The sequence below is a fragment of the Mesorhizobium cantuariense genome, assembly GCF_042647205.1.
Lineage (GTDB): Bacteria > Pseudomonadota > Alphaproteobacteria > Rhizobiales > Rhizobiaceae > Mesorhizobium > Mesorhizobium cantuariense.
In genome coordinates this window covers 3313940-3328456 of the sequence record NZ_JBHRVD010000001.1, presented here as the reverse complement: position 1 = coordinate 3328456, position 14517 = coordinate 3313940, and the positions used below count along the sequence as shown (strand labels likewise).

General features: G+C 62.3%; 13 protein-coding genes. 11 read left to right on the top strand and 2 right to left on the bottom strand.

Features of this window, described 5'->3' with window-relative positions; translation table 11 throughout:
* The first annotated feature begins 121 nt into the window (after window positions 1-121).
* The 11 genes from pyrH to lpxB all read left to right on the top strand — a co-directional run bounded on the left by pyrH (window position 122) and on the right by lpxB (window position 11410).
* Window positions 122-844: a UMP kinase gene (gene pyrH, locus ACFOJ9_RS15980; RefSeq protein ID WP_082525466.1), complete on the top strand. Its 723-nt coding sequence runs from the start codon at window positions 122-124 to the stop codon at window positions 842-844.
* 102 nt (window positions 845-946) lie between these two features.
* A complete protein-coding gene (gene frr, locus ACFOJ9_RS15975) occupies window positions 947-1501 on the top strand; it encodes a ribosome recycling factor (RefSeq protein WP_013531759.1) in 555 nt (184 codons plus the stop codon).
* A gap of 34 nt (window positions 1502-1535) precedes the next feature.
* Window positions 1536-2270, top strand: a complete 735-nt coding sequence (locus tag ACFOJ9_RS15970; RefSeq protein ID WP_378979758.1) for an isoprenyl transferase — start codon at window positions 1536-1538, stop codon at window positions 2268-2270.
* A complete protein-coding gene (locus ACFOJ9_RS15965; protein ID WP_378979756.1) occupies window positions 2267-3082 on the top strand; it encodes a phosphatidate cytidylyltransferase in 816 nt (271 codons plus the stop codon). The genes ACFOJ9_RS15970 and ACFOJ9_RS15965 overlap by 4 nt, the downstream gene beginning before the upstream one ends.
* A 103-nt stretch (window positions 3083-3185) precedes the next feature.
* Window positions 3186-4328, top strand: a complete 1143-nt coding sequence (rseP, locus tag ACFOJ9_RS15960; protein WP_378979754.1) for an RIP metalloprotease RseP — start codon at window positions 3186-3188, stop codon at window positions 4326-4328.
* Window positions 4329-4545: 217 nt separating this feature from the next.
* Window positions 4546-6918, top strand: a complete 2373-nt coding sequence (bamA, locus tag ACFOJ9_RS15955; protein ID WP_378979752.1) for an outer membrane protein assembly factor BamA — start codon at window positions 4546-4548, stop codon at window positions 6916-6918.
* A 75-nt stretch (window positions 6919-6993) separates the two neighbouring features.
* Window positions 6994-8052, top strand: a complete 1059-nt coding sequence (gene lpxD / locus ACFOJ9_RS15950) for a UDP-3-O-(3-hydroxymyristoyl)glucosamine N-acyltransferase (RefSeq protein ID WP_352871145.1) — start codon at window positions 6994-6996, stop codon at window positions 8050-8052.
* Window positions 8045-8512 (top strand): 3-hydroxyacyl-ACP dehydratase FabZ, encoded by a 468-nt coding sequence (gene fabZ, locus ACFOJ9_RS15945; RefSeq protein ID WP_027036657.1) that lies wholly within the window; start codon window positions 8045-8047, stop codon window positions 8510-8512. The genes lpxD and fabZ overlap by 8 nt, the downstream gene beginning before the upstream one ends.
* Window positions 8513-8525: 13 nt before the next feature.
* Entirely contained in the window at window positions 8526-9359 is an 834-nt protein-coding gene (gene lpxA / locus ACFOJ9_RS15940; protein WP_378979750.1) for an acyl-ACP--UDP-N-acetylglucosamine O-acyltransferase, read from the top strand.
* A complete protein-coding gene (locus tag ACFOJ9_RS15935; RefSeq protein WP_378979748.1) occupies window positions 9346-10242 on the top strand; it encodes an LpxI family protein in 897 nt (298 codons plus the stop codon). Before lpxA ends, ACFOJ9_RS15935 begins: the two co-directional genes overlap by 14 nt.
* Window positions 10232-11410: a lipid-A-disaccharide synthase gene (gene lpxB, locus ACFOJ9_RS15930; protein WP_378979746.1), complete on the top strand. Its 1179-nt coding sequence runs from the start codon at window positions 10232-10234 to the stop codon at window positions 11408-11410. Before ACFOJ9_RS15935 ends, lpxB begins: the two co-directional genes overlap by 11 nt.
* Window positions 11411-11499: 89 nt before the next feature.
* On the opposite strand, the gene gltA is transcribed toward lpxB, so the two are convergent.
* Together gltA and gltX are read right to left on the bottom strand one after the other, a co-directional pair.
* A complete protein-coding gene (gene gltA, locus ACFOJ9_RS15925) occupies window positions 11500-12828 on the bottom strand; it encodes a citrate synthase (RefSeq protein ID WP_378979745.1) in 1329 nt (442 codons plus the stop codon).
* Between the two features lie 185 nt (window positions 12829-13013).
* Window positions 13014-14438, bottom strand: coding sequence for a glutamate--tRNA ligase (gltX, locus tag ACFOJ9_RS15920; protein ID WP_378979744.1), 1425 nt, complete (start codon window positions 14436-14438; stop codon window positions 13014-13016).
* Window positions 14439-14517: the final 79 nt, after the last annotated feature.

Genomic DNA, 14517 nt, shown 5'->3' with positions numbered 1-14517 from the left:
TTTGGGCGCCGCGTGACATCGCGGCGCCCTTCGTGTATCGGAACGCCATTGTTTCGAGGCAGCGCCTGCGCGAGGGTGGTAGCCACCCGGAACGCGCCACATGCAAAATGACGAGGCCCAGATGACGGTGAAGCCCCTCTACCGACGTGTCTTGCTGAAAGCGTCGGGCGAAGCATTGATGGGCGAACAGCATTTCGGCATCGACGTTTCAGTGGTGGATCGCATCGCTGCCGATATCGCCGAGGCTCGCGCACTGGGCATCGAGGTCGGCGTCGTCATCGGCGGCGGCAACATCTTTCGCGGCGTGGCCGTTGCCTCCAAGGGCGGCGACCGCGTCACCGGCGACCATATGGGCATGCTTGCCACGGTCATCAATTCGCTGGCGCTGCGCACATCTCTGAACAAGATCGGCGTCGACGCCGTGGTGCTTTCGGCGATCGCCATGCCCGAGCTTTGCGAGAGCTTTTCGCAGCGCCAAGCAACCGCCTACATGAACCAGGGCAAGGTGGTGATCTTTGCCGGCGGCACCGGCAATCCGTTCTTCACCACTGATTCGGCTGCCGCACTTCGCGCGGCTGAAATCGGCGCCGACGCGCTGTTCAAGGGCACTCAGGTCGACGGCGTCTACTCGGCGGACCCCAAGAAGGACCCGAATGCGACGCGTTTCGAGCGCATCAGCCATGGCGAAGTCATAAATCGCGGCCTTTCCATCATGGATACGGCAGCGATTGCACTTGCGCGCGAAAACAACATTCCGATAATCGTCTATTCGATCCACGAAAAAGGTGGTTTCGGCGATATTCTGAGGGGCGGCGGCCGCTGCACGGTCGTCGCGGACGATTGATCCGGGCCTGATCCCGAAAAAGGGGAAGCCGGTTTTCGAAAATCAGGCTCGAACACGGCCCCGAAGCAGTGAACCCGCGCTAGACGGGTCGAGGAGATAAAGATGAGTGGTGAGTACGACGACCTCAAGCGGCGCATGGATGGGGCAATCGCCGCGTTCAAGCATGACCTGGCTTCGCTACGGACCGGTCGCGCCTCCAGCAATCTGCTCGACGCGATCCAGGTGCAGGCCTATGGCACTACCATGCCGATCAATCAGGTGGCCAACGTTTCGGTGCCGGAGCCGCGCATGATCTCGGTATCGGTCTGGGACAAGTCGATGGTCGGCGCGGTCGACCGCGCCATCCGCGAATCCAATCTCGGTTTTAACCCGATCGTCGACGGCACCAACCTCAGGATTCCGCTGCCGGAACTCAACGAACAGCGCCGCAAGGAACTGGTCAAGATCTCGCATACCTACGCCGAAAACGCCCGTGTCGCCGCGCGCCATGTGCGCCGCGACGGCATGGACTTCCTTAAGAAGGCGGAAAAGGACGGCGACATCAGCGAGGACGATCAGCGCAAGCGCTCGGACCAGGTCCAGAAACTCACCGACGAAACGATCAGCACCATCGACCACCTGCTTTCCGATAAGGAAGCTGAAATCATGCAGGTTTAGGGTTTTGGCCAGCGGCTGACCCGAAAGCGAGAACATGGCAACGCCCGCGCATGTCGCGATCATCATGGACGGAAATGGACGCTGGGCCAAGGCGCGCGGCATGCCCCGTCTTGCTGGCCACCGTGCCGGTGTCGAGGCGCTGCGCAAGACGGTGCGCGCGGCACCCGGGCTCGGCATCTCCTATCTGACCGTCTACGCTTTCTCGTCGGAGAACTGGTCGCGGCCGAAGTCCGAGGTCAGTGACCTGATGGGCCTCCTGAAACTGTTCATCCGCCGTGATCTGGCCGATCTGCACCAGAGCGGCGTGCGGGTCAGAATCATCGGCGACAGGGCAGGGCTGCAGTCCGACATCAGGGGGCTGCTCGACGAGGCCGAATCGCTGACCGCCGCAAATGAAGCGCTGACGCTGGTGATCGCCTTCAACTATGGCGGACGCGACGAGATCGTGCGCACGGCCCGCAAGCTTGCCGCAGCCGTGGCGCGTGGCGAACTCGACAGCGAGGCGATATCAGCCGAAAGCTTTGCCGGCGCTCTCGACACGCAAGGCATTCCCGACCCGGAGCTGGTCATCCGCACCAGCGGCGAACTCCGGCTGTCGAACTTCCTTCTGTGGCAGGCCGCCTATAGCGAGCTCGTCTTCCTGCCTTGCTACTGGCCCGACTTCAGCCGCGAGCACCTTGCCGAGGCCCTGCGCGAATTTGCCAGCCGCGAACGCCGTTTCGGCGGACTTGGGCCCCAGGACGTCGCCTCGCGACCGGCTGCGGGATGAGCAATCTCCAGCTGCGTATCGTTTCGGCTGTCGTGCTTGCCATCATCACCCTTGGCTTGACCTGGCTCGGCGGTCTGCCGTTCCGGCTGCTGTGCGCCGTGATGGTGGCGGTGATCTTCTATGAATGGACCCGCATGTCGCGCCCAACCGGGGCGACGGGTCTGGGTTTCCTGCCGGAAGCGCTGCTGGTTGTCTTGATTGGCGCCCTGATTGGCGGCCTTGCCGCCTCCTGGCTGTTGCCGCTTGTCGTGGTCATGGTTGCCGCGACGGCGATTGCCGCTTCGGTTCGCAAGACCGGGCAATGGGATGCGAGCGGCCTTGCCTACGCCGCCGTTTCCGGCCTGTCGCTCGCCTTGCTGCGCGATGGCGACCGTTCAGGCCTCATTGCCATCCTGTTCCTGTTCGCGGTCGTCTGGGCCACCGATATCTTTGCCTATTTCGTTGGCCGTGCCGTTGGAGGCCCGAAACTCGCGCCGTCGATTTCGCCCGGCAAGACACGCAGCGGCGCGCTCGGCGGCGCCGTCGGCGGTGTCGTTGCGGGGCTGATCCTTGCCGCCGCTGCCGGTGTCGGCAATCTGGCATTGCTCGGCCTGGTGGCGCTCGTGCTTTCGATTGTCTCCCAGGCCGGCGACCTGTTCGAGTCCTGGGTCAAACGCCGCCACGGCCGCAAGGATTCGGGTGCGCTGATCCCGGGCCATGGCGGCGTCATGGATCGTGTTGACGGGCTTGTCGCGGCGGCTTTCGCCCTGTACGTCATCGGTTGGATGTCGGCGACCGCCGATCATCCGGCGCAGGGTCTGTTTCCCGTTTGAGTGGTGTCATTTCAGGTCCGATGCGCGGCGCGCCTTGGATTCGCCCGGATTGGTGTCACAGTCACGGCGCCATCTGCGCCGTGAAAGAATTTGAGGGTTTGTCTTGAACGAGATTCTTCACGCGCTTTTCAGCACAGAAGGCTTTGTCCTCGGCACGCTGGTGCCGTTCCTGTTTGTGCTGACCGTGGTCGTGTTCGTCCATGAGATGGGCCATTACCTTGTCGGGCGCTGGTGCGGCATCGGCGTCAAGGCCTTCTCGATCGGCTTCGGCCCGGAACTCCTCGGCTTCAACGACAGCCACGGCACGCGCTGGAAACTGTGCGCGATACCGCTTGGCGGCTATGTCAAATTCGTCGGCGACATGAACGCCACATCGAGCCAGCCCACGTCGGAAGAGATCGAAACGCTGACCGAGGAGGAGCGCAAGGTCGCCTTCCACACGCAGCCGATCTGGAAGCGCGCGGCGACGGTGGTGGCCGGACCGCTGTTCAATTTCCTGCTGACGATCGTCGTCTTTGCCGTGCTGTTCACCGCCTATGGCCGTTATGTCGCGGAGCCCATGGTGGCCGAGGTGACCGCCGACAGCCCGGCGGCGAAGGCCGGCATCCTGCCCGGCGACCGATTCGTCAGCGTCGACGGCAACAAGGTCGAAACCTTTGGCGACGTCCAGCGCCTGGTCTCGGGCCGCGCCGACGACATCATCACCTTCGTCATGCTGCGCGACGGCAAGGAGGTCACGGTGACCGCGGCGCCGCGGCTGATGGAGCAGGAAGACGCGCTCGGCAACAAGGTCAAGGTCGCCGTGATCGGTGTCGTCAACAACAAGGAACTCGGCCAGCCGCGGCTCATAACCTACACTCCGGTGGGAGCGGTTGCAGCGGCGGTCGAGGAAACCGGTCACGTCATCCAGCGCACCGGCCAGTTCCTGCAGCGCTTTGTTATTGGCCGCGAGGACAAATGTCAGCTGGGTGGCCCGGTGAAGATCGCCGACATGGCCGGCAAGGCGGCGAAACTGGGGTTCGAATGGCTCGTGCAGCTGGTCGCACTGCTGTCGGTTGGCATCGGGATTCTGAACCTTTTGCCGATTCCCCCCCTCGACGGCGGCCATCTCTTGTTCTACGGGGTGGAGGCCGTCATCCGCCGTCCAGTGTCGGAACGGATGATGGAAATGGCCTATCGGGCCGGGTTGCTTCTGGTGCTGTGCTTCATGGGGTTCGTTTTCTGGAACGATCTGTTTGGGTGCTGAAATCATGAAGAAATTTGGCTTCTGCATGGACGATGTTGAGACGCCGTTTACCATGCACGGGGATATGAGTGACGCGAAAGCCACGCCGCAGGGTTAAGTAAATACAAATTAACCAGAAGCCTTGCGTGTAGGGAAAATCCGGTTAATACGGTAGGAGAAATTACCGCACGTCCGGTTTTCTCGCCGTGGGGACTACGAGAAAAGGTTATTAAGCCCGATGAAGGCAGCATCCAAGTTTCTGAGCGCCGCGTCCGCGGTGACCCTGTCCGCGGCTCTTGTCGTGCCAGGCGCGCTCGCAGTGCAGTTCGTTGCCACATCGGCGGCCGAAGCCGCTGTCGTCAGCAGAGTCGAAGTGAGCGGCAACCAGCGTATCGACGCTGAGACCATCCGCAATTACATCACCATCAAGCCGGGCAAGGCCTTCTCCAGTTCCGATATCGACAGTGCGGTCAAGGCGCTGTTCGGCACGGGCCTGTTCTCGGATGTGCAGATCAATCAGGTCGGCTCGACGCTGGTGGTCAAGGTTGCCGAGTACCAGGTCGTCAACCAGGTGCTGTTCCAGAACAACAAGAAGCTCAAGGACAATGCGCTGGCGATGGCGGTGCAGCTGAAGCCGCGTGGAACGTTCTCGCAGGCGACGCTCGATGCCGATGTCGAATCGGTCAAGGCTGCCTACAAGCGGATTGGCCGCGACGATGTGACCGTGACCACGCAGGTCATGCAGCTCGGCGACAACCGCGTGAACGTGGTCTTCAACATTGCTGAAGGCGACCGCACGCAGATCGCGGCGATCAATTTCGTCGGCAACAGCGCCTATTCCAGCCGCCGCCTGTCGGATGTCATCAATACCAAGCGTTCGACCTGGCTTTCCTTCGTCCTGCGCGACGACGTCTATGACGACGACAAGCTGCGCGCCGACCAGGAGCTGCTGCGCCGCTTCTATTACAATCACGGCTATGCCGACTTCCAGGTTGTGTCCGCTGTCGGCGAACTCGACAGCGCGACGAACAAGTACACGGTCACCATCACCGTCCAGGAAGGCGACCGCTACACATTCGGTGACGTCAGCGTCGAAAGCACGATCCCGGAAGTCGACAGCAAGTCGCTGGAATCGGTGGTCGAGACCCGCAAGGGCGACGTCTACAACGCCAAGAACGTCGAGGATTCCATCATCGCGCTGACCGAGAAGGTGGCCGGTTCCGGCTATGCCTTCGCGCAGGTGACGCCGCGCGGCGACCGCAATTTCGAAAACCACACCATTTCGGTGGTCTACACGATCGACCAGGGCACCAAGGCCTATATCGAACGCATCGAGATTCGTGGCAACGACCGCACGCGTGACTATGTCATTCGCCGCGAGTTCGACGTCAGCGAGGGCGACGCCTTCAACCAGGTGCTCATCCAGCGCGCGAAGAAGCGTCTGGAAGCCCTCAATTACTTTGACAAAGTCGACATCTCGACCGTGCCGGGCTCGCAGCCCGACCAGGTCGTGCTGGTGGTCGACGTGGTCGAGAAGTCGACTGGTGAATTCTCCGTCGGCGCCGGTTATTCGACCGGTGGCGACACGGCCGGTCCGTCGGTCGAAGGATCGATCACCGAGCGCAACTTCCTCGGCCGCGGCCAGTTCATCAAGCTGTCGGCTGGCGGCGGCAAGAATTCGCGCGACTACAGCCTGTCCTTCACCGAGCCCTATTTCCTCGGACGGCGCATCGCCGCCGGCTTCGACATCTTCAAACAGACCCGCGAGTACGACAACTACAACAGCGATACCACGGGGGCGACGGTGCGCTTCGGTCTGCCGATCACCAACAGCATCACGACCCAGCTCGCATACAACATCTCGCAAGAGAAATATGAGCTCGAAGATGATTGCGTGACCGGTGGCGTTTATGATCCTGCAAAGTGCGATGTTTCCACCGCTATCCTTGATGGCATAGACCAAAGTCCGTGGATCAAGTCTTCGGTCAGCCTGGGGCTGGTCTACAACACCATCGACGACATGAAGAACCCGCATGAGGGTATCTACGCCAACACGACCGTGGAAGTGGCAGGTCTCGGTGGCGACGCCAAGTTCGTCAAGGTCACGGGACGCGGCAGCATCTACCAAACGTTGTCCGAGCAGTACGATCTGGTCGGGCTGCTTTCGGCTGGCGCCGGCCATGTCGAGGGCTACGGCGGCGACGGCGATCTGCGCGTGTTCGATCACTTCCAGAGCACCGATCGCATGATCCGCGGCTTCGCCTATGGCGGCATCGGCCCGGTCGACAGTGACGGCGCTGGCGATCATCTTGGTGGCACCACTTATTTCAATGCCTCGGCGGAAGCGCAGTTCCCGCTGCCCGTCGTTCCGGAGAGCTTCGGCCTGCGCGGCGCGGTGTTCGCCGACGCGGCGACGCTCTACGGCAGCAAGGTCAAGGCTAGTGACGTTGATCAATCGAGCACCGGCATGAAGCTGCGCGCTTCGGTTGGCGTGGGCCTGATGTGGGCCTCGCCGTTCGGTCCGATCCGTATCGACTATGCGATCCCGGTCAAGAAGGAAGCGAGCGACGACGTGCAGGAATTCAACTTCGGCATATCGACCCGCTTCTGATCGGCGGCCAACGATGCTCCCGGGTCTTTCAGGCCCGGGGGAAATGTTCCGACCTAGCTGGATATAGCTTCTGGAATGACCGATCCGGTGTTCTTCGCGCCATCACGCCGGTATACGGCGGGCGAAGTCGCGAATCTGACCGGCTCGGTGCTTGTCGATTCCGGCCACTCCGATATTTCGATCGAAGCGCTCGCGCCGGCCAGCGAGGGCGGCGAGAATGCGCTCGTCTTTGTCGACGGCAAACGTAATTCCGCGCTGATGCCGTCGCTGCGGGCGGCCGCGGTCCTGTGCCCGGCGGAATTTGCCGGCAAGGCGCCGGCCGGCGTTGCCGTTCTGGTTCATCCGCGTCCGCAACAGGCCTTCGCGTTTGTCGGGCGCCTGCTGTTTCCAAGGGCGGCGACGCCAGGGCCGATGACCAGCGAAACCGGTGTCTCGCCGCATGCTCATGTCGATGCGACCGCGCATGTCGAAGCCGGCGCGGTCATCGAGGCCGGCGCGGTCATCGGGCCGGGCGCTTCGATCGGCAGCGGCACCGTCATCGCGCCCAATGCCGTCATCGGACAATCCTGCCAGATCGGCCGCGACGGCTATGTCGGTCCGGGCGCCAGCATCCAGTATGCCTTGATCGGCAATCGCGTCATCATCCATGGCGGCGCCAGGATCGGCCAGGATGGTTTTGGCTTTGTCGGCGGGGCCAAGGGCCCCGAACGCGTGCCGCAGATCGGTCGTGTCGTCATTCAGGACGACGTCGAGATCGGCTCCAACACGACAGTCGATCGCGGTGCCATGTCCGATACGATCATCGGTCAGGGCACCAAGATCGACAATCTCGTGCAGATCGCCCATAACGTCCGCATCGGCCGCAATTGCATAATAGCCGGGCTTTCGGGTATTTCGGGTTCCGTGGTCGTGGGTGACAATGTCACCATGGGCGGCGGCGTTGGGCTTGCGGATCATCTGACCATAGGGACAGGGGCCAAGCTTGCCGCCAGAAGTGGATTTATGAGCAATGTCCCTGCAGGCGAGATTTGGGGCGGCTATCCGGCGCAGCCGATGGCGGAAGCGATGCGGGAGATAGCCATGCTGCGCAAGCTCGCCAGGACCCGCAAACAGGGCGAGGGAGGCAATGGCTGACATGATCGCGTCGACGACGCTGGAAGCGGTCGACATCATGGGGCTGATGAAGCTCCTGCCGCACCGCTATCCGTTCCTGATGATCGATCGCATCGTCGACATCGATGGCGACGAGTCCGCCGTCGGCATCAAGAACGTGACCATAAACGAGCCGCATTTTCAGGGCCATTTCCCTGAACAGCCGGTCATGCCGGGTGTGCTCATCGTCGAGGCGATGGCGCAGACGGCCGGCGCCATCTGCATCCGCAGCCTGGGCACCGAGAAGCCGTCGCTGGTCTATTTCCTGACCATCGACAACGCCAAATTCCGCAAACCAGTCGTTCCCGGTGACCAGTTGAAGATCTATGTCAAGAAAATCAAGAAACGCGGCAACCTGCTCAAATTCGCTTGTGAAGCCATGGTCGACGGCGCCAAGGCTGCCGAGGCCGAGATTTCAGCCATGATGGTCACCAGCGACTGACGATCGAATGCTTATGAAAATCAAGACATCCATCCATGCTTCGTCCGTTGTGGAGGAAGGCGCTCAAATCGGCCAAGGCGTGCGCATCGGGCCGTTTTGCCACGTCGGCGCCGACGTGGTGATCGGCGACGGCGTCGAGCTGGTCAGTCATGTCTCGGTGATGGGCGCGACGTCAATCGACGCCTCGACCAAGGTCTATCCGATGGCGACGTTGGGTGCGCCGCCGCAGAACACCAAGCACAAGGGCGGCCGCACCACCCTGGTCATCGGCAAGAACTGCACGATCCGCGAAGGCGTGACCATGCATCTCGGTACCGATTCTAGCCGCGGCGAGACGACGGTCGGCGACAATGGCAATTTCCTTGCCTACGCCCACATCGCCCATGATTGCGTCGTCGGCAACAACGCGACGTTCGCCAATGGCGCGACACTGGGCGGCCACTGCGAGGTCGGCAACAACGTCTATATCGGTGGCCTGACCGCTGTGCATCAGTTTGTCCGCATCGGCGACAACGCCTTTCTGGGCGGCTGCTCGGCGATCGTCGGTGACGTCATCCCCTATGCCATCGCGGTCGGCAATCGCGCCAGCCTGCGCGGCCTCAACATCATCGGCCTGAAGCGCTCCGGCCTGCCGAGGTCCGAAATCCTTGTGCTGCGCAAGGCTTACAGGATGATCTTCGATCGTTCCCGCACCGTTGGCGAGAACATCGAATTCGCCAAGGCGGAGTTCGCGTCGTCACCGACCGCCATGAAGATCATCGATTTCATCACCAGTCGCGGCAAGCGGCACTATGCTGTGCCGTCGCTCAAGGGCGGCGATGGCGACGATGTCGATGACGAAGACTGAGACAGCTGGTCTCGTTCTCGCACCAGGCGCCAGGGTAGGCGTCATCGCCGGCGGTGGTCATCTTCCGGTGGAAGTCGCCGAAGGTCTCGAGAGGCATCGACATCCACCTTTCATCATCATGGTCGAAGGCGAGGTCGACCGTGGATCCGAACTTTACAGATATGAGCATGAGAGCCTTGCTCTCGAACAGATCGGCGCGCTGGCTTCATTGCTGAAACGCCGGAAGATCACCCACCTTGTGCTGGCCGGTGAGATCAGACGCCGGCCGAAACTGACCGACATGCGGTTAAGCTTCGGCCTGCTTTCGCTGATACCCACACTGATGGTGGCGCTCGCCCGCGGCGACGACGGCTTGCTGAAGCTCCTGGCACGCGGTCTCGAGGCTCGCGGTGTCAAGGTCGTCGGCGCCCATCAGGTCGTGCCAGATCTTGTCGCTGTCGAGGGTGTGCTGACCAAGGCTGCGCCTCTCAAATCGGATCGACGTGACATCGAAGCCGCCTATGCGGCTGCGAAAGCCATCGGCGCGCTCGATATCGGTCAGGCGGCGATCGCTATTGGTGGTCGCGCCATCGCCCTGGAGGGCATCGAGGGGACTGATGGGCTGCTCCAGCGAACAAAGGAACTGCGCAGCCATGGCAGGCTTGCCGGCAGGACGCGTGGCGTCCTTGTCAAATGCGCGAAGCCGGGGCAGGAACTGCGAGCCGATCTGCCTTCGATAGGTCCGCAAACGGTCGAGGCAGCGCATTCTGCCGGGCTGGCCGGCATTGCCGTCGAAGCCGGCCGCTCACTGGTTCTGGAAGGTCCTGTCGTCATTGCGCGCGCCGATGCGCTTGGCCTGTTCCTGATCGGCCTGCCTGCCATGGAGCGTACGCATGGCCGGTGAAACCCCACTGAAGATCGCCATCGTCGCCGGTGAGGAATCCGGCGACCTGCTCGGCGCCGACATTATCGGGGCGTTGAAGCGTGCAACCGGTCGCGATATCAGGCTTGTCGGCATTGGTGGGCGTCATTTGCAGGCGCTTGGACTGGTCCCGCTATTCGACGGGGCTGAGATCGCGCTGATGGGGCTCAGCGCCATCCTGCGCGATCTGCCGCGTCTGATGCGGCGGATCAGCCAGACGGCAAGTGCTGTCGCGGCTGAAAAACCCGATTGTCTCATCACCATCGACAGCCCGGATTTTTCGCTGCGCGTGGCCAGGAAGGTCCGCGCCACGGATCCGGCCATACCGATCATCCACTATGTCTGCCCAAGTGTCTGGGCGTGGCGACCGGGCCGGGCGGTGGCAATGAAGCCCTATGTCGACCATATTCTCTGCATCCTGCCTTTCGAAGTGAAGGAACTGAGCCGCCTGGGCGGCCCGCCCGGCACTTATGTCGGACATCGCCTTGCGCATGATCCAGGCGTGCTGGGTGCTGCCAAGGCGCAAAGCCTGCCGCGCGACCTGTCGGGGGATCGCGTCAAGACACTGCTTGTCCTGCCCGGCTCGCGGCGCAGCGAGGTAAGCAGGCTTATCGGTCCGTTCGGCGAGACAGTGTCGATCCTGCGCGCGCGCGGACACCGCTTGCGCCTGCTTCTGCCGACGGTGCCGCATGTCGCCGATCTGGTCAGGACCTCGGTCGCGCGCTGGGATGAAAAACCAGAGATCATCCTCGATCCCGAGCGCAAATGGCAGACCTTCGGCAAGGCGGATGCGGCGCTGATTGCATCGGGAACGGTGTCGCTGGAATTGGCCCTGTCGGGCGTGCCGATGATCTCTTGCTACAGGCTTGATCCGGTCATGCGGATGGTCCAGGGGCTGGTCACGGTGTGGAGTGCTGCCTTGCCCAACCTGATCGCGGACCAGCCGCTCGTGCCGGAGCACTACAACCAATATGTGCGGCCGCGCTATCTGGCGCGACAGCTCGAGGCGCTGTTTTCAGACACTGCCTATCGCGCCTGGCAGAAGCAAGGCTTTGCCGAGATCACGCGGCGTATGGCGACCGACAAACCGTCCGGTGAGATCGCCGCGCAGGTGGCGATGCGGTATATCAAGAGAGCGCATAGGGAATAGCGAATAGCGAATAGGAAGAAGGCGGTTCTCACCGCCTCGGCCAATATAAACCTCCCTATTCGCTAATCGCTATTCCCTACTCGCTCTCATCAGCGCTTGGCGATCGGCACGTAGTCACGCTCCGGCGCGCCGGTATAGAGCTGGCGCGGGCGGCCGATCTTCTGGCGCGGATCCTCGATCATTTCTTTCCACTGCGCGATCCAGCCGACGGTGCGGGCGACCGCGAACAGCACGGTGAACATGGTGGTGGGGAAGCCCAGCGCCTTCAGCGTGATGCCGGAATAGAAGTCGACATTCGGGTAGAGCTTCTTTTCGATGAAATAGGGATCGGTCAGTGCGATCTTTTCCAGTTCCATGGCGATGTCGAGCAACGGATCGTCCTTGATGCCGAGCTCGCCCAGAACCTCATGCGCGGTCTTCTGCATGATCTTGGCGCGCGGATCGTAGTTCTTGTAGACGCGGTGGCCGAAGCCCATCAGCCGGAACGGGTCGTTCTTGTCCTTGGCGCGGGCGATGAACTCCGGGATGTGATCGACATGGCCTATCTCGCCCAGCATGTTGAGCGCCGCTTCATTGGCGCCGCCATGCGCCGGACCCCACAGGCAAGCGATGCCGGCGGCGATGCATGCGAACGGGTTGGCGCCCGAAGAGCCGGCGAGACGCACGGTCGAGGTCGAGGCGTTCTGCTCGTGATCGGCGTGGAGGATGAAGATGCGCTCCATGGCGCGCGCCAACACCGGGTTGATCTTGTATTCCTCGCACGGCACGGCAAAGCACATGTGCAGGAAGTTGGCGGCGAAGTTCAGCTCGTTCTTCGGGTAAATGAAGGGCTGGCCGATGTGGTACTTGTAGGCCATCGCCGCGATCGTCGGCATCTTGGCGATCAGCCGCATCGAGGCAACCATGCGCTGGTAGGGGTCGGAAATGTCGGTGGAGTCGTGGTAGAAGGCCGACAGCGCGCCGACCACGCCGCACATCACCGCCATCGGGTGCGCGTCGCGGCGAAAGCCGGTGAAGAAGCGCGACATCTGCTCGTGCACCATGGTGTGGCGTGTCACGCGGTAGTCGAAATCGTCCTTCTGCGCCTTGGTCGGCAGTTCGCCGTAGAGCAGGAGATAGCAGACCTCAAGGAAGTCGCCGTGTTCGGCCAGCTGGTCGATCGGATAGCCGCGGTGCAAGAGGATACCGGCGTCGCCATCGATGAAGGTGATTTCGGATTCGCAGCTTGCCGTCGAGGTGAAGCCGGGATCGTAGGTAAAGGCGCCGGTGGTGTTGTAGAGCGAGGCGATGTCGATGACATCAGGCCCGACCGAACCGCTTCGCACCTTGAATTCGTGGGTCTTACCGGCAAATTCAAGCGTTGCCGTGGCCTCCTGGGTCTTGCCGCCCAAATCCAGTTTTTTCGCAGCTTCGGTCATTGCAAACTCCTTCTTGTTTCCTCATGCCGGCAAAGGCAAAATTCTTGCAAAGCGACACGTCGAAATCACCGCAATGCGCGTATTCGCCACCGCATTTAAGGAGGTGCGTGCCAGATTGGGCCAAGGCCTAATGTTGCACTGCGAAACCCGCCTTTCAATGCCAATCTTCTTGGGCCAGTTTGCTCCTAATCGATTTGATCGGCTATGCGCGCCAGGCTTTCCTCGCGACCGAGCACGGCAAGCACATCGAACACGCCCGGCGAGGTGCTTTTGCCGGTCAAAGCGGCGCGCAAAGGCTGGGCCACGGCGCCGAGCTTGTGGCCACCGGCCACTGCAACCTCGCGGATCGCGGCCTCCGCTGCAGCGGCCGTCCAGTCACTTGTAAGCCCGTTCAAAGCTTCGTGAGCGCCGCGCAGGATCTTGCGGGCATCGTCATTGAGCAAAAGGGCCGCCTTGTCGTCGACCGGCAGCGGTCGCGTGGCAAACAGGAAGGCTGCGCCATCGACGAGTTCGACAAGCGTCTTGGCGCGCTCCTTCAGGCCCGGAAGGGCTGCCAGCAGCTGTGCCTTGTTGGCGTCGTTCAGGCGCGCTGCCATCGCCGGGCCACCCTCGAGATAGGGCAGAGTGGCGATGAAGACATCGAACAGCTCGGCATCGCTCATGCGGCGCATATGGACGCCGTTGATCGCCTCCAGCTTGGCGAAATCGAAGCGGGCCGCACCCTTGTTGACGTCGCCGATGTCGAACCAGGAGATCATGTCCTTGATCGACATGATCTCGTCGTCGCCATGGCTCCAGCCGAGGCGCGCCAGGTAGTTCAGCAACGCCTCTGGCAGGTAGCCCATGGCGCGATATGCCTCGACGCCAAGCGCGCCGTGCCGCTTCGACAGCTTGGCGCCGTCGGCGCCGTGGATCAGCGGGATATGCGACATGGACGGCACGTTCCAGCCCATGGCGTTGTAGATCACCGTCTGGCGGGCGGCGTTGGTGAGATGATCGTCGCCACGGATGATGTGGGTGACGCCCATGTCATGGTCGTCGACGACGACGGCATGCATGTAGGTCGGGTTGCCGTCCGAACGCAGGATGATGAAATCGTCGAGATCCTTGTTGGGAAAGCGCACCTCGCCCTGGACACGGTCGTGCACCACCGTCTCGCCCTCGGTCGGCGCCTTGATGCGGATGGCACCCTTGGCGCCTGCAGGCGCCTCTGAGGGGTCGCGGTCACGCCAGCGGCCGTCATAGCGGGGCGGCAGGCCCTTGGCTCTGGCCGCCTCGCGCATCGCCTCCAGCTCGGCCGGCGTGGCATAGCAATAATAGGCCTTGCCCATGCGCACGAGATCCTCGGCCACTTCGCGGTGGCGCGGCGCACGCTCGAACTGCGACACCGGCTCGCCGTCCCAGCTAAGGCCAAGCCAGGAAAGCCCCTCGAGGATGGCTGCGGTGGCAGCATCTGTCGAACGCTCCCTGTCGGTGTCCTCGATGCGCAGCAGCATCGTGCCGCCGGTATGCTTTGCATACAGCCAGTTGAACAGCGCCGTGCGCGCGCCGCCTATGTGCAGATAGCCGGTGGGCGAGGGGGCAAAACGGGTGACGACCTTGTCGGACATGGAACTCTCAAAAACCATCTGAAGCGGGGTGCGGTTGCGCGGACTTTCGCGCGCCCGGCGTTCATGTAGCATAGGGTGT

What these genes read in the sequence shown, in the direction of transcription:
- pyrH (WP_082525466.1), top strand. Translation starts at nt 122, where the DNA reads ATGACGGTGAAGCCCCTCTACCGACGTGTCTTGCTGAAAGCGTCGGGC.
- frr (WP_013531759.1), top strand. Translation starts at nt 947, where the DNA reads ATGAGTGGTGAGTACGACGACCTCAAGCGGCGCATGGATGGGGCAATC.
- ACFOJ9_RS15970 (WP_378979758.1), top strand. Translation starts at nt 1,536, where the DNA reads ATGGCAACGCCCGCGCATGTCGCGATCATCATGGACGGAAATGGACGC.
- ACFOJ9_RS15965 (WP_378979756.1), top strand. Translation starts at nt 2,267, where the DNA reads ATGAGCAATCTCCAGCTGCGTATCGTTTCGGCTGTCGTGCTTGCCATC.
- bamA (WP_378979752.1), top strand. Translation starts at nt 4,546, where the DNA reads ATGAAGGCAGCATCCAAGTTTCTGAGCGCCGCGTCCGCGGTGACCCTG.
- lpxD (WP_352871145.1), top strand. Translation starts at nt 6,994, where the DNA reads ATGACCGATCCGGTGTTCTTCGCGCCATCACGCCGGTATACGGCGGGC.
- fabZ (WP_027036657.1), top strand. Translation starts at nt 8,045, where the DNA reads ATGGCTGACATGATCGCGTCGACGACGCTGGAAGCGGTCGACATCATG.
- lpxA (WP_378979750.1), top strand. Translation starts at nt 8,526, where the DNA reads ATGAAAATCAAGACATCCATCCATGCTTCGTCCGTTGTGGAGGAAGGC.
- ACFOJ9_RS15935 (WP_378979748.1), top strand. Translation starts at nt 9,346, where the DNA reads ATGACGAAGACTGAGACAGCTGGTCTCGTTCTCGCACCAGGCGCCAGG.
- lpxB (WP_378979746.1), top strand. Translation starts at nt 10,232, where the DNA reads ATGGCCGGTGAAACCCCACTGAAGATCGCCATCGTCGCCGGTGAGGAA.
- gltA (WP_378979745.1), bottom strand. Translation starts at nt 12,828, where the DNA reads ATGACCGAAGCTGCGAAAAAACTGGATTTGGGCGGCAAGACCCAGGAG.
- gltX (WP_378979744.1), bottom strand. Translation starts at nt 14,438, where the DNA reads ATGTCCGACAAGGTCGTCACCCGTTTTGCCCCCTCGCCCACCGGCTAT.